The following is a 14,985-nucleotide window of genomic DNA, read 5'->3' on the forward strand; positions in this document are numbered from 1 at the left end:
AAACGGTTATCGATAAAAAGCGACGGAAAAGCTGACCTCGCCCAACGGCTTCACATGATGCAGCACCTGCGGTTCGACAACGCCGTTATAACCGGAGCGCAGAATATGTTTTTCAGACGTGCCGATCACATATTCCAGTTCCCCGTCCACAACTTCAATCACACCCCAAACACCCTCCTTTGTCCGGTGATTTTTTAAAAAACCGGGCGGGAGCGTTTTCTCCGTATAAACAGGCGTTCGACTGTAAAATGTCACATTATCCGGAAGGTCCCTCATCACTCCCCCCATTTTCACCGCACCTTTCCTACTATAACAATTTTTATTTAATTTTTAGATAATAGGTTGTATTTTTTAAGCGTGAGAGCTTTGCTTTGCCGTGATACGACATTCACTTAAAAGCCGCGCTATAAAACTATGGTAGCGTTTTTACGCTTCATTACCAAATCTTTTTTGCGACCGGAACCTTATCGCAGCCTAAAATAAAATACTCTCATTATGGGAGTGTTTTCTGTGATAGGAGGGTGGGATTATTTTGCGGCGGCACAATTGTGCCTTGCAAAATCGCAACCGCTAGAGCGCGCTTGCAGCGCGCTAAGCTTGTTGTCGAACCCTGCAGGCTCTCACCCTCACACCGCATCCGCATAATAAAACACCCCCGTTAAGGGGGGCTTTTATTATGGCGGAGGGGGTGGGATTCGAACCCACGATGGAGTTGCCCCCATGCCGGTTTTCAAGACCGGTGCATTCAACCGCTCTGCCACCCCTCCGCTGATGAGATAACAGGAAGCCAGTATCGTCAAATTTTCTTTTCTGTTCAAGCTGTTTTTTCTAATGCTGTGATTTCGGATTCAGCGCATCCTGCAACCCGTCGCCGACAATATTAAACGCCATCACGGTGATGAAAATCATCCCGCCCGGATACAGCGTCAAAAACGGATGTTCCCAAACCAGCTCCTGCGCCCCTGTCAGCATATTCCCCCAGCTGGCCGCGGGCGGCTGGATCCCCAGCCCCAGAAAGCTTAGAACCGATTCCAGCAGAATAATATTCCCGACCGACAGCGTCACCGCCACAATCATCACCGCCACCACATTCGGCAACACATGGCGCAGCAAAATTCTGAGCGGCGCAACCCCCAGCGCACGGGCCGCGCGGATATAATCCTGTTCCTTGACCACATAAACCTGCGCCCGCACCAGCCGCGCCACCGTTGTCCAGCCAAATAGCGCAATCACAAAAACAATATGCAGCACGCTTAAACCGCTGCCGTCAAAACGGCTCGGATCAATCCCCAGTTTCGCAATATCAATGGAGGACAAAATAATCAAAAACGGCAGCAGCGGCAGAATAATTACGCCATCAGTCAGACGCATCAAGAAATTATCCAGCCGTCCGCCATAAAAGCCAGCCAGCAAGCCGATTAATGTCCCGATCACCGCCACCAGCAATGCCGTCACCAGCCCGACGGTCAGGGAAATACGCCCCCCGTAAAGCAGCCGCAGAAAAATATCCCGCCCCAGCGCATCAGTACCCAGAAAATGTTCCGGCGACGGCGGCAAAAAACGGCTGATCAAATCAACATCATTGGCGTTCAGCCCCAGCATTTTTTCAAACAGCCCCGCCGCCAGCGCCATCGCACATAAAAAAATCAGCACACAAAGCGAAAATACCGCAAAACGGTTGCGTTTAAACCGTCTGAGAACCTGCCGCGTCCCGTAAAGCGACCCTGTATCTTTAGCGCCTGTTGCCGCAATATTTGCTGCAGCATTTTCCGCCTCCGCCTGCAACATTGTCATGCCGTCTTCCCCGCTTTTTCCGCCGTCATTTTGACGCGGGGGTCTAGAAACACATATAAAACATCCGCCGCGAAATTTGCCGCCAGAACAAAAAAAGTCGAAAACAACAGCGCGACCAGCGCCATATTATAATCATTCCCCATGATGGAGTCGTAAATCAGCTTCCCCATCCCCGGCCATGAAAACATCGTTTCGGTAATCAGCGCACCGCTGAAAAACGTGCCGAAATCCAGCGCGATAATCGTTACCACCGGAATCATCGCACTGCGCAGCGCATGCACCCAGATCACGCGGTTTTCACCGCAGCCCTTCGCCCGCGCCGTCTGGATATGATTCGCACCAAGACTTTCGATCATCGCACCGCGGATATAGCGGATATAACCGCCGATACTCGCCAATGTCAGCGTCATCACCGGCAGCACCATATGTGCAACCCGCCCCAAAAACCCGCCTTCTCCATCGCCGCCCGTCCCGCCTGCGGGAAGCCAGCCAAGCCAGACGGCAAAGACGCTCATCAAAATCAGCGCCAACCAGAACGGCGGGATGGAAATACCGGCAAAGCAAAACAGATTCACAAAACGGTCGGCAAAACCGTAAGGATTATGCGCCGCATAAACACCGACAGGAAGCGCCACCAGCAATGTCAGAAACAGGCTTGCCGCCATCAGGAAAAAAGTTGTCCCCATCCGCGGCATCAGCACTTCCAGCACAGGGCGTCCAAATAAGCGGCTATGCCCGAAATCACCCTGCAAAGCCGCGCCCAGCCAGTTTATATAACGCTCCGATAACGGACGGTCCAATCCGTAAATCACCCTGAGCCGCGCCGCATCTTCCGGCCCCGCATGCGGGTTGGCGGCCAGCATCATATCGATCGGATCGCCCGGCATTAAACCCATTAACATGTAAATCAGAAAGGAAACGATCAGCAGCATCAGACAAAGCTGCACGGCGCGTGTGCCGACAAATCCGGCGGAAATCATGGTCCCGCATCCTCCTGCACCGGCGGTTCCTCGACAGGCGCGGTTTCCACAAGCGGCGCGTCCGTTTCAATCGCCGGTGTCTCTGTGCCGTTTTCATTTGCCGCGCCGCTGTCTTGCTGCGCCTCCTGCATCAACACCGTCTGCCGCAATTCGGGAATAAAACCCTCTTTGATCTGTTCACGATAGGCTTGGTAAATAAGCGGCCAAAACTTTTGATCAACCGGCTTTCCGGTATATTGCGGCAAATGGCGGTAAATATACATGCGTGCAATACGGCAGAAATATTGCGGCGAGGTTTGCGGCGGATTTTCCGCATCCCATGCCATCACTTCGTTGAAAATTCTTTCCGTTCTGTCGATATCCTCACTGATATAGATAGCGACATTTTTACTGCCGTAAAGCTCCGTATAGACTTCCACCGCATCCAGATCATCCGCGCCTTCACAGCGGCGGGCATCAAGACGCAGACGGAATGATCCCAACAGATTCCAGAAAACCGCCTTATCCATATGGCCGATTTCCTCATATCTTTTCGCCAGCTGGAAATAAAAAACAGGTTCGATCACAGGCGCCAAAGGCTGCAGCGTGTTGATAATCTCTACCGCACGTTCCGCCTCCTGCACATCAAACAGAAAAACGGCGTCGAAATATTTATATCTTTCACGGTAATGATCCATACGCAGCAAGGCCTGATCCATCGTCAAAGACCGGAACAGCACCGTCTTCCCCCACATCAGAGTCGCAACGGATCCGACCAGCAGATAGGCGGCAAAAACCATAACCAGCAGTGCTTTTTTAAGAATACGCCCCCAAAAGCGGGAGAGGGATTCCTGCTTTTTCTTCGGCAGATTTTTTGCCGCATCTTTCAGCTTTTGTGACTTCTTTCCCACGGTTTAAGGCTCCCTCCTCCATTCTTCCACCCATAATGTTGACGGGTCCTGATGTCCCGTCGGGCGGATGCCCTTCAGCCATTTTGGCACAATAAAACTATTGGCGCGATAGTAAAGCGGCAAGGCCGGAAGTTCCTCTGCATAAATCGCCTGAATACGTTTCCACAGCGCCATATTCTTGTCCGGCGCACAAACCCGTTCCAGATCATCCAGCACTTGGTCGGCCTCGGCATTTTTAAAACCCGGATAATTCTGGCCGGCATAATTATTTTCCGCAGACGGAATCATGCTTGAATGCAGCGTCGTACGCGGAATATTTTTCGGCGCACTCATCCAGGCATACATGACACCGTCATCAAATTTGCGCATCCGTGTCGTTTCCCCGAACAACACCCGTGCCGTTTCGTTTTTCAAAACGGTCTGCACGCCGATTTTTCCCCAATCCGACTGGATGGCCTGCTGCACCAGCTCGCGCGAGCGGTTGCCGGCTGTTGTCATCAGCCGGAATTGCAGTTTTTCACCCTTGTCATTATAGCGGAAACCGTCTTTCGCCTTTTTCCATCCAGCCTCATCCAGCAGCGCTTCGGCCTTTTGCGGGTCATAGACATATTTACGCACCTCCTTATCGTAAATCACATCCATCGGATGGATATTAACATGGGCAACAGGCTGCCGCCCGCCGAATAATCTGGCACTGACGGCATCACGGTTGATGCCGTGCAGCAAAGCGCGGCGCACGCGCACATCCTGAAAATGCGGGTTATCAAGATTGAAATCAATATGCTCGTAAGTCAGGCCGGTCTCGTAAAAAACCTCGAATTTACCTTTCGCCATCCGCTTTAGACGTTTTTCCAGCCCGACAGCCTCATCCACCATCAGCCCCAGCTCGCCGGCAATATAATCAATATCGCCCGATAACAGATTGGTACCCAGCGCCGCACTGTTCTCGATAATGCGGATGATGATTTTATCAAAATAAGGCGGCTGTCCCCACCAATGCGGGTTTTTCACCATAGTAAAAGACGCGCCCGGCTCCACCCCCGCAATCAGATACGGACCCAGATACAGGCCGGGGGTCAAGGGCGCAGCATCATAAAGTGTGCGGTCTTTATACGTTGCGGGCTCTTTTTCAAAAACCGCGCCTTCCAGATGCGCGGGCAGCAGGCGGAAATCATTAATGGCGGCAAATTCGCATTTCACCTCGTCAAATTCGATGGTGAAGTTTTTCTCATCCTCTGCCGTAATGCTGACGATATCTTTGGCGAATAAATCAAAATTCGATGCCCCCGCCATCGGATGTTTGCCGACCTGCCATGTGAATAACACATCTTTGGTGGTCACTTCCGTACCGTCCCCCCATTTCAGCCCGTCTTGCAACGTATAGCGGGCGCGGATGGTTTTTGTGCCGTCAGCGCGGGTAATCTCTTCCGCCCGCCCGTTCTCGAAAGAGGGCAGCTCCGTACATAACATGCAAAAGGGTCGCCAATCATGGTTATAGGCGGTCATCTGGCGGTGCACCATGCCCAGCACATAGGATTTTGCCACCATGGAATCAATAATGGGATTCATGGTCGAAGGAAACTGCGTCATACCGATCACCAGTTTCTGTTCGGGCTGTTCCCCCGGTTTTTGCGCCAGCGCCGGAAAAACAGCGGAAAATCCCCAAACCAGCAGGAAAACCGCAAAATTACACAATAAAACACGAAAAATCTTTGCCATACGCCCCTCTGTCGTCTTAAATAGTACGGGACATAAGAGTAACAAAACATCAGGGCCTTTTCTATGGGACTTTTATATGTTGTCTGCGGTTTCTTTGTCGTCGTCATGATGGCGGCGCTGCCGGTATTGCCTTTCGTGAAGGTCTGGCTGCGTCTGCGCAAGCATCACCGCGATTTGTGGAACGGTATGGGGCCGTTTGACATTATGGATCTGGTCACCAGCGGCGGCGCGCAATATAACTTTCTGCGCATTATTCAAAAAGCGCATGAACAGGAAAAACTGGTGGAACGCGACCCCGAACTGATTAAATGGACAAATGTCTGTAACGAGCTGATCAAGGCCTTTCCCAAAACCTTTATGAGCCAAATCATTCTGTTTTTCGTTCTCTTCTTTATTGCCTCCTCATTCACCGCCGGACTTGTCAGCCTGTTTTCTTAAAAAGAAGGAATCCCCGCTATGAACAAGGAAGAGTTTTACGCCGCATTAAAAAAGCTGGAAACCCGTTTCGAAAAAATGGAGCCCGAGCTTGAAACCACTTTGCGCGATCCTGCGGCGGGGGTTGAGGGCTATATCGTTGTCTGGAATACCGGTATCTGCGCCGGCGGGCCGCTGGAATTCTGCGGCAAAGGCGGCACACGGATCACGCCCGAAGTTACATTGGACGAGGTCAAAATGCTGGCACGCCGCATGGCGCTGAAGAACGCCGCCGCAGGTCTGCCGCTGGGAGGATCGAAGTCAGGTTTAAAGGCCGACCCCAATGCCGGAGATTTTGAAAAAAAATACCGCCGCTTTGCACAGCTGTGTAAACCGCTGCTGTTTGAAAACGGCGGCGTTTTCGGCGGTTTCGGTTTTGATATCGGCGCACGCCCCGTACATCCGCACTGGATTTGCGATGAACTCGGCTCATTACGCTGTTTTACAGGAAAACCCGTTGAAATGGGCGGCACGGATTACGACCGCGAAGGCATTGCCGGCCTGGGCGTTGCCGTCGCGGCAAAAGCCGCTTTGGAGGCCGATAACAAAAACGCGAAAGGCGCGGCATTCGCCGTACAAGGTGCAGGGGCAATGGGCGGCGCAGTCATCCGTTATTTCAGCGAATTTGGCGGTGTTCTAAAGGCTGTCGCCGATCCGCGTTTGGGCGGTACATGGATTTTCGACGAAGACGGCGCTCCCGCCGCTTTACTGGATGCGCTGGGGCGCGGCGCGATTGATATCGCACATAAACTGCTGCAAGACAGCGATTATGAACATCTTCCGGAGGATACAACCTCCGTATTATATCAAGATGTCGATATTCTTTTCCCCTGCGCCGTGCAGGATGTCGTCACAAAAGACAATGCCGCAAAAATCATTGCTTCCTATCTTGTCGAAGGCGCGAACGGCCCCTGCACAGCAGAAGCACACAAACTGCTGCACGATAAAAATGTGATTGTTATTCCCGATTTTATCGCCAATCCCGGCGGTATCATCGCAGCCTATGTCGAGATGACCTCTCCCGTCAGCCCTGCGGAAAATGAAGAAAAACGCACCAAGGTTAACGAGGCCAAAACCCTGACAAAAATCAAAATCGCCGAAAACGTCCAGCGCCTGATGAAACTTGTCCGCGATCTGGATGTGTCCCCCGTGCAGGCGGGAATGTATCTGGCACTGCAAAGCATTTTTGCCTGCAACGGAAAAGAAGCCTGTGATAACACCGCCGCCGCATAAAAATACGTCAATTTAACCCGAACCGAAAGAAGATGAATGCCTGATAAAAAACCTGAAAACAACAGCAACAAAAAAGTCTTTATCATCGCCTTAAACCGCGATCCCGTTGACCCGAAAGGCAAGACCCGCGCCGAACTGAGCGCGATCTTCAAAAAACAGACCAATAACGTGCTGCCGCTGTTTAAACAGGAATTAAAAGACAGCGGGCTGGAGAAAGACGTCACAATTCAACAACTCGCCCCCAATCTTGGCATGGTCATCGTTGAAACAACGCCGGAAGCGGCGGAAAAAATCGAAAAACTGAAAACCGTGCGCATGGTCATGGAAAACCAGAAAATCTACCTGCCACGCCGCGGCCCGAAACGGTGATTTTCCAAAAAAGGTTCGCTAAAATGCCGAAACTGCGAACGACTTTTACCTTCTGGACAACACTCATATTTTTATTGTTCGTTGGGCTGCAATATTTCCCGTTAACGGGTGTGTTTCTTATGATGGTCGGCGCTCCTATCTGGACCGGCTTTTTTCCACACCTCATTGCTTTAGCTATTATCACAGATATTTTAATCAGACAAAAATTTCCGAGATTTTTACTGGTTATTCCCCTTTTTCCTTACGCCGTCTATTACGTGTTTTTTGCTGTAGACGGCCTTCATATAAAAGAGATCGAACGAGAACTGCAATCCCAGAATCCGGTAAAAATCATCACCTATAATCCGGATAAATATGCGCTCATTTTTCCGCAATATCACGCCCGCGACTTTGTTCAACACTATAAAGTGCCTGTATCATACGAAGCCAATAGCAACCGCCCTGAAGGCTACACCGCATATAGAATTATTACCGGAGATTTATGTGTGCAGTCGCGGGGAATAAAAGAACACAGTCACGTTACCAGCACCGTATCATGGAAGGAAAAGGCATTATTCGCTTATAAGAATTTCACGAATCTCTGCAAATTAGAGATACCTGAATCTCCAACAAAACAGCACCTAACTATAAGAATAGAAGGAATTTCCAAAGAAAGTAATAAATCTCCGCAAAAGCTGCAAAAAATAGAATACAGCTTTTACCTAGATGAGAAACCTATTGGTATATTTACCGCAGCCCAATACGTAGCTAGGCCACGCTTCCCGAAATTCATCATTGGCTGTGCGCTTATATCAAACCCTCCCGCATGGAAATGCGTATATCAACTGCGCTATAAAAGGAAAGTTTTGAATACTTTTCCCAAAAATACGGATTTAGAGAAATATGGCACAAACCCTATTGCACAGATGTTAAAAATTGAAAAATACACAGAAAGTGATCTAGAGAGTTTTAAAAACTACCCAGAAACTGAAAAATATTTAAAGGAACTGATTGCAAAAAAAACCACACCAGAACCTTGCGATAATCCAGATAATGAGTGGGGTTGTTACTTTAACAAGAAACCCCCTAAAACGGAGGATAACAACGTAGAATAATAGTACGCACAGCGTCATTTACGCTGATTGCAGTCAGTCTCACTCTTTCCTATAATGTTCTCCGTAAATGACAGAACCTAAAACGAAAGGTCACACAGCCATGCAGCCCGTTCCCGCTCCCGATATCCAGACACGCTCCGGCGGACGCATTCTTGTCGATGCTTTGAAAAATCACGGCGTCACAACAGCTTTTTGCGTGGCGGGAGAAAGCTATCTCGATGTGCTGGATGCCTTCCACGACACGCCGGAGATCAAACTTGTCACCTGCCGTCAGGAAGGCGGCGCAGCTTTTATGGCCGAGGCACATGGCAAACTGACGCGCACACCCGGTATCTGCCTTGTGACGCGCGGCCCCGGCGCTTGTAATGCCTCCATCGGCGTGCATACGGCGATGCAGGATTCCACGCCGATGATTTTACTTGTCGGGCAGGTTGCCCGCGACCAGATCGGGCGCGAAGCTTTTCAGGAAATTGATTACCGCCGTTTTTTCGCACCGCCGGTGACAAAATGGGCGGAACAGATTGACAGCGCCGACCGCATCCCTGAGATGATCGCCCGCGCCTTCCGCATTGCGATGGAAGGCCGCCCCGGCCCTGTCGTGCTGGCATTGCCGGAGGATATGCTTTGCGAACAGGTTTTCGCCGCTGATGTCGCGCCGATGCCGCTTTCCGGCAATCCGCCCGCGGCGGATGACCTCGCCAAATTAAACACGCTGATCACAAAAGCGGAAAATCCCGTCGCTCTGATCGGCGGCAGCGGCTGGACGGATCGGGCTGTCGAAGACTTTTCCGAAATCGCCGCACAACTCGGCCTGTCCGTGACCACAGGTTTCCGCCGTCAGGATGCCTTTCCGACAAGTCATGACAGTTTTATCGGTGAGCTTGGCACAGGCGCGAACCCCGCCCTTATCGCCCATGTCAAACAAGCCGATTTCGTGCTGGCCATCGGCACACGACTATCGGAAATCGTTACACAAGGCTATACGCTGCTGCAAGCGCCGACTCCGCAACAAACACTTGTACATATCCACGCATCCGGCGCAGAACTCGGTAAGGTTTACACCCCCGCATTGGGAATTGCCGCCGCAACGGAAGCCTTCTGCGCAGCATGGAAAGACACACTGCCAAAACCAAATACCGCATGGAAAAAACACACGGAACAGGCGCGCGCAACATATCTGGACTGGTCAACAATCAAAGACACCGATAAATACCCGCTGGATATGGATTACATTTTCGCCGCTTTGCAAAAACGCCTGCCAAAAGATGTGATTTTTACCACAGATGCCGGAAATTTCAGTTGCTGGGCGCAGCGTTACCTGCCCTATGGCAGGCCCGGGCGCTTGCTGGCACCGACCAGCGGCGCGATGGGATACGGTTTTCCGGCAGCCCTTGCCGCGGCTTTGGCACATCCCGACCGGATCATCATCGGTATGGCGGGTGACGGCGGCATTATGATGAACGGGCAGGAGCTGGCCAGCGCCGTCCAGCAAAAAGCCGCCCCGATTATGCTGGTTTTTGATAACGGCATTTTCGGCACGATCCGCACCCATCAGGAAAAACGCTATCCCGGCCGTATCAGCGCCACCGAACTCTTGAACCCTGATTTTGCCGCATGGGCGGAAAGCTTTGGCGCAAACGGTTTTGCCGTGCATGGCAACAAGGAGTTCGATGCCGCGCTGGAGGCCGCTTTGGCAGACCGCAAGAAACCCAGCATCATCGAATGCAATATTTCCGCGGAACAGATTCTGCCCGGTAAGAAACTCAGCACGCTTTAAAAACAGCCTATCTGGCACGGTTCTTGCAACATTCCTTTCCTGAAAAGAAAGGAGTGCGCCTAAAATGGCAATTTCATCAGTTAATCCGTTCGCTAATGGCAGAACAGCGGGATATATGCCCGTTTTCGGGAAAAATTTTCCGCCGCAGCCTGCTACACCCAAAAATGACACGGAAAAAACTGCCGCCTCCACATCCGCGAAAACCCGCAATTTTGACGACCGCACGGCGGGTATGACCCATATGAATGAAACAATTACGGGAGAAGGATGGTCGTTTTTCGATCTTCTCGATATCGTCAACCCCTTGCAGCACATTCCGATTGTCAGCAGCATTTACCGCAGTATCACAGGTGACGAAATTAAACCCGCCGCCCGCGCCATCGGCGGATTTCTGTTCGGCGGCCCGCTGGGGCTGGCGTCAGGGATCGTAAACGGTGCCGTCGCAGATGCCACAGGCAAGGATCTGCCGGAAACACTGCTGGCCTCCGCCACAAGCCATAGAAAAACCGCCGTCCCGTCACATATTTCCGGCGAGACTGCTTTTCTTGCACAGCACTATTCACAAACCCCTCATAACAGAGTATAAAACCCTGTAACATCAATACAAATTAACTTATGCAGGGCTTGTTTTACCGCGTTATGCAGCGTTTTTTCATTACAAATGCCGATATCGGGCAAGAAAATTTCCGCAGCCCCGGTGCTGTGCTGGCTATCGGCAATCTTGACGGCGTTCATAAAGGCCATACCGCCTTACTGTCCCGCGCCAAAGAACTGGCCACTGAAAAAGCCGCTCCGGCCGCCGTTATGAGCTTTTCACCGCATCCGCGCCTGTTTTTTCAGCCCGATGCCGCGCCCTTTCTGCTCACGGATGACGATACCAAAGCCGGTTTGCTGGAAGAAAAAGGTATTGATTGTCTTTACAGCGTTCAGTTTGACGCGGCACTGGCGGAAATGTCGGCGCTGGATTTTATCCGCAGCCTGCTGGTCGGCACTGTCGGTTGCGGTACAGTGATTGTCGGTGAAGATTTCCGCTTCGGCAAAAACCGTCTGGGTGATATTGATATCCTGAAACAGGCCGGTGAAGCCTACGGTTTCGAGCTGCAAACCCTGCGCCTTGTCACAGATGATAAGGCCGGCGTTTTCTCCTCCAGCCGTGTCCGCGACTGCATCCGCGCAGGCGATATCTCCGGTGCGAATGCGCTGCTGGGATGGAACTGGCACTATCCCGTGACGGTCTTGGACAGCGAAAGGGACGATTCCGGTCTGACCTGCCTCTCCGCCAAAGCCGCAAACTCCGCAGTTTTACCGCCAAAACCGGGCGGTTATACAGGTTTTGCCCGTATCACAGGGGGTAATCCTGCGGCAAATACAATCCAGAAGGTTTTTATTTTGCACAATACGCCTGATTTGGTTAGAATTTTCTTTGATGCGCGTTTTTACACAACGCCCATCCCCGCAGGTGCCACTCTTGCCCTGCACCCCGAAGACGAGACACAAACAGAGGGCCTTTCCGCCGCAACTGCGGAATGGTTGATGCAGCAGGGAAACAAACGGGAAAGCCTATGACGAATTCCAAATTTTTCTTCCTATACGGACTGATTTTTATTTTCAGCATCATTTTCATTGACCAGTATATGAAATGGGTGATGATCGAAACGGTTCTGCGCATAGAAGAACAGCGCGACCTGCTGCCCTTTACAGAATGGTTTATGACACCGAAACATCTGGAATATTTCTATGATGAACGCGAACCTTTCCTGACCAAGGAACTGCTGCCCATACTGAATTTGAACATGGTCTGGAATCAGGGCGTCAGCTTTGGTTTTCTGGACACGAATGAGCCGATTATGGCTTATGTTTTCACAGGAATTTCCGTTGCGATTTCCATGGGTTTTCTGGTCTGGCTGGCTATGGCGGAGCGTTTCCTGACGGTCGTCTCCACTAGCATGATCGTCGGCGGTGCCATCGGCAATGCGATTGACCGCATCCGTTTCCGTGCCGTTGCCGACTTTATCGAGTTCCATATCGGGGATTTTCACTTCCCTGTTTTCAACTTTGCTGATATATGTATCACCATCGGTGCCATCGGTATTGCCTGGGCCGTATTGTTTGAACAGAAAAAATCCTACTTAACCGTGGATGTTTGAAAAAGGCGGATTTTGCCCAAAATGAACAAGAAAATTCTGGCATCTGTTATTTTTGCACTCGGCATTCTGCCTTTTGTTTCCGGCTGTTCACAGGTCAAGCAAGAGCTGGGTATCGGGCGTAACTCGCCGGATGAATTCGCTGTTGTTAAACGCGCGCCGCTCAGCCTGCCGCCGGAATATAACCTGTTGCCGCCCGATCCGAACAAACCGCATACCGAGGTTATCAGTGACCGCCGCCCCGAACAGGCGGCAGAGGCCGTTTTCGGCCTTGAAAGCACCAAAGAGAGCCTGCCGCCGGAAACAGCTCTGCTGGAAAAAGCCGGTGCCTATTACGCCAATCCTGAAATTCGCAGCGTTCTCGACCGGGAAGCCGGCTACATCGTCTTTTACAATGAAGAGAAAAACCTGACCGAGCGCATTCTGTTCTGGAAGAAAGATAAGGAAGAACCGGTTTTGGTTGATGCAAAAGCCGAGGCCGAAAGGCTGAAAAAGAACCAAGAAGAAGGCCTGCCGCCGCATGAGGGCGAGGTTCCGACCATCCACAAAAAGAACGGTCTGTTTTAAGGTTTCAAATGCGTTTTCGGCGATGATTTTTCAGGAGCCTGCGACGGCTCCTCTTTTATATCCGCCGCTTTTCCCGTGAAAACAGTCTTTAGCGAAGATGCCAGCGTCTTTTTAAAATCATTTAAGGAAGATTTGACGGATTGCACCGCCGTCTCGCCGGGATGGAACTGTTTTAATCCGCAGGCACGGTCAATTTCACCTTGTAATTTTCCCGTACACCACAATCCGGCCATACGGAAATCGCTGATAAAAGACCAAAGCGGATGCGCGAATGTTGCGGGACGGTTGCGTTCAACCAGCGCATGTGATGTCCATGCCGCGCCATAAGCCAGACCAAGACCGACCAAAGGCAGCGCCCAGATTTGCGTCACAGCCGCAACAGCCAGCGTTGCCAGCCCCAGCGCCGTTCCGGCAATATGAAAGGCGCGGGTGGTTTTACGGCTGTGTTCCTGCAGATAAAAATCCCAGAATTCCCCGTAATTGCCGAAATGCCGTCCCGGCGCCTTGACGCTTTTTTCCTGGTTTTCCGTCACATCAGCCCTGTTTCTTATGAATCACCAAGGCAGATACCCAGCGCCCGCGCCGTTTTCACGAGCAGCCCGTCAGTTTCCACAGCCTGATAGGATTCGATTGCCTCGACAATCGGCACTTCAATGACGTCACGGTTCGACCATGCCACCATGCAATCGAATTTCCCCGCTTTTACCAGCTCCACCGCACGCACACCGAATGCCGAAGCAATCAGGCGGTCTGCCGGAATCGGCGAGCAACCGCGCTGGACATGGCCCAAAATGGTCACACGGGTTTCAAAACCTGTTTTCTTGGAAATCTTGTCTGCAAAATAATGGCCGATACCGCCATAGCGTTTCTCGCCATCGGCATGTTCCATCTGCACCATACTGCCGGTCGCGGTTTTCACAGCTTCCGAAACGATCACCAGCGCAAAGTTGCGGCCCTGATCTTCACGGATGGAGATAATTTTCTTCGCAATAACATCCAGGTCATACTGGATTTCAGGAATCAGGATAATATCCGCACCGCCGGCAATACCGGACTGGATGGCAATATGCCCCGCATCACGTCCCATAACTTCCAGAATCATCACACGGTCATGGCTGGCCGCTGTCGGCTGCAAACGGTCAAGCGCTTCGGTCGCCGTCCAGACGGCGGTTTCAAAACCGACGGAAAGCTCGGTGCGGCCCAGATCGTTATCAATGGTTTTCGGAATACCGATCAGGTTAAATCCGCCTTCCTGTGCCAGACGGCGCAAAATAGCCAGACTGCCGTCACCGCCGATACCGATCACCGCTTCCAGCCCGAGGGATTTGATTCCATCGGTAATTTCTTTGGAACGGTCTTTAAAACTGCCGTCAGGCATCGGAAAATTAAACGGGTTTCCGCGGTTTGTCGTTCCCAGAATTGTGCCGCCAAGCCGCATAATGGTCGTATCCATCATCTGCGGCGTTAAAATCTGGTAACGGTGCGGCGTCTCCAAAAGCCCCGCCGTACCGTCTTCAATGCCGATAATTTCATAACCCGCCAGCGTTCCCGCATGCACAACCGCCCGCAGAACCGCGTTCAATCCGGCGCAGTCGCCACCACTCGTCAGAATACCAATACGCTTTTTCTGTGCCATAGACCCCTATTTCCTTATTTGTTTTCTTTACGAATTGCTGGTATTATTATTAGTATTACCGCATAGGTTTAACAAGAGTTTTATCAGGACTGAATTTTTACAATGCTGGATGATGAAGAAGAAATCCACGAGATGCTGGAACAGCTGAAGATGGAGCACCGGGATCTTGATGTCGTAATCGAACAACTTATCGATACGCCGCCGGTGGATTTCCTGCGTATCCAGCGTCTGAAAAAGCGCAAACTGGCGCTGAAAGACCAGATTTCGAAACTCGAATCGCTGCTGCTTCCCGATATTATTGCTTAAGA

The 14,985-nt window shown here is 51.4% G+C and carries 17 protein-coding genes and 1 tRNA gene; 10 read left to right on the forward strand and 8 right to left on the reverse strand.

The window, feature by feature from the left end:
- Positions 1–6: 6 nt before the first annotated feature.
- The 6 genes from HND56_12335 to HND56_12360 form a co-directional block, all read right to left on the reverse strand.
- Positions 7–276: a DUF1971 domain-containing protein gene (locus tag HND56_12335; GenBank protein QKK06423.1), complete on the reverse strand. Its 270-nt coding sequence runs from the start codon at positions 274–276 to the stop codon at positions 7–9.
- Positions 277–677: 401 nt separating this feature from the next.
- A tRNA-Ser gene (locus tag HND56_12340) sits at positions 678–767 on the reverse strand.
- Positions 768–828: 61 nt separating this feature from the next.
- A complete protein-coding gene (locus HND56_12345) occupies positions 829–1,788 on the reverse strand; it encodes an ABC transporter permease (GenBank protein QKK06653.1) in 960 nt (319 codons plus the stop codon).
- 2 nt (positions 1,789–1,790) lie between these two features.
- Positions 1,791–2,774 (reverse strand): ABC transporter permease, encoded by a 984-nt coding sequence (locus tag HND56_12350; GenBank protein QKK06424.1) that lies wholly within the window; start codon positions 2,772–2,774, stop codon positions 1,791–1,793.
- The gene (locus HND56_12355; protein QKK06425.1) at positions 2,771–3,664 is read right to left on the reverse strand and encodes a hypothetical protein; all 894 of its coding nucleotides are present in this window, start codon (positions 3,662–3,664) and stop codon (positions 2,771–2,773) included. Before HND56_12355 ends, HND56_12350 begins: the two co-directional genes overlap by 4 nt.
- 3 nt (positions 3,665–3,667) lie before the next feature.
- Positions 3,668–5,383, reverse strand: a complete 1,716-nt coding sequence (locus HND56_12360; GenBank protein ID QKK06426.1) for a peptide ABC transporter substrate-binding protein — start codon at positions 5,381–5,383, stop codon at positions 3,668–3,670.
- A gap of 63 nt (positions 5,384–5,446) precedes the next feature.
- On the opposite strand from HND56_12360, the gene HND56_12365 reads away from it, so the two are divergent.
- The 9 genes from HND56_12365 to HND56_12405 all read left to right on the forward strand — a co-directional run bounded on the left by HND56_12365 (position 5,447) and on the right by HND56_12405 (position 13,041).
- Entirely contained in the window at positions 5,447–5,821 is a 375-nt protein-coding gene (locus HND56_12365; GenBank protein QKK06427.1) for a hypothetical protein, read from the forward strand.
- An 18-nt stretch (positions 5,822–5,839) separates the two neighbouring features.
- Complete coding sequence (locus HND56_12370; protein QKK06428.1) at positions 5,840–7,090, forward strand: Glu/Leu/Phe/Val dehydrogenase; 1,251 nt, start codon at positions 5,840–5,842, stop codon at positions 7,088–7,090.
- A gap of 36 nt (positions 7,091–7,126) precedes the next feature.
- On the forward strand, positions 7,127–7,459 hold the full coding sequence (locus tag HND56_12375) for a hypothetical protein (GenBank protein ID QKK06429.1): 333 nt from the start codon (positions 7,127–7,129) through the stop codon (positions 7,457–7,459).
- Positions 7,460–7,482: 23 nt separating this feature from the next.
- Positions 7,483–8,553: a hypothetical protein gene (locus HND56_12380; GenBank protein QKK06430.1), complete on the forward strand. Its 1,071-nt coding sequence runs from the start codon at positions 7,483–7,485 to the stop codon at positions 8,551–8,553.
- Between the two features lie 100 nt (positions 8,554–8,653).
- Positions 8,654–10,330, forward strand: coding sequence for a thiamine pyrophosphate-binding protein (locus HND56_12385; protein QKK06654.1), 1,677 nt, complete (start codon positions 8,654–8,656; stop codon positions 10,328–10,330).
- Positions 10,331–10,394: 64 nt separating this feature from the next.
- Positions 10,395–10,916: a hypothetical protein gene (locus HND56_12390; GenBank protein QKK04159.1), complete on the forward strand. Its 522-nt coding sequence runs from the start codon at positions 10,395–10,397 to the stop codon at positions 10,914–10,916.
- A gap of 53 nt (positions 10,917–10,969) precedes the next feature.
- The gene (locus HND56_12395) at positions 10,970–11,896 is read left to right on the forward strand and encodes a riboflavin biosynthesis protein RibF (GenBank protein ID QKK06431.1); all 927 of its coding nucleotides are present in this window, start codon (positions 10,970–10,972) and stop codon (positions 11,894–11,896) included.
- Complete coding sequence (gene lspA / locus HND56_12400; GenBank protein ID QKK06432.1) at positions 11,893–12,477, forward strand: signal peptidase II; 585 nt, start codon at positions 11,893–11,895, stop codon at positions 12,475–12,477. The genes HND56_12395 and lspA overlap by 4 nt, the downstream gene beginning before the upstream one ends.
- Positions 12,478–12,498: 21 nt before the next feature.
- Positions 12,499–13,041, forward strand: a complete 543-nt coding sequence (locus tag HND56_12405; GenBank protein ID QKK06433.1) for a DUF3035 domain-containing protein — start codon at positions 12,499–12,501, stop codon at positions 13,039–13,041.
- Here the strand turns inward: HND56_12405 and HND56_12410 are convergent.
- Positions 13,038–13,574, reverse strand: coding sequence for a DUF962 domain-containing protein (locus HND56_12410; GenBank protein QKK06434.1), 537 nt, complete (start codon positions 13,572–13,574; stop codon positions 13,038–13,040). The two genes, HND56_12405 and HND56_12410, sit on opposite strands and share 4 nt — an antisense overlap.
- Before the next feature lie 14 nt (positions 13,575–13,588).
- Positions 13,589–14,677: an ATP-dependent 6-phosphofructokinase gene (locus HND56_12415; protein ID QKK06435.1), complete on the reverse strand. Its 1,089-nt coding sequence runs from the start codon at positions 14,675–14,677 to the stop codon at positions 13,589–13,591.
- Positions 14,678–14,779: 102 nt separating this feature from the next.
- Between HND56_12415 and HND56_12420 the strand changes: the two genes are divergently transcribed.
- Positions 14,780–14,983: a DUF465 domain-containing protein gene (locus HND56_12420; GenBank protein QKK06436.1), complete on the forward strand. Its 204-nt coding sequence runs from the start codon at positions 14,780–14,782 to the stop codon at positions 14,981–14,983.
- The last annotated feature ends 2 nt before the right edge of the window (positions 14,984–14,985 follow it).

It is taken from the genome of Pseudomonadota bacterium (assembly GCA_013285465.1).
GTDB lineage: Bacteria > Pseudomonadota > Alphaproteobacteria > Micavibrionales > CSBR16-224 > CSBR16-224.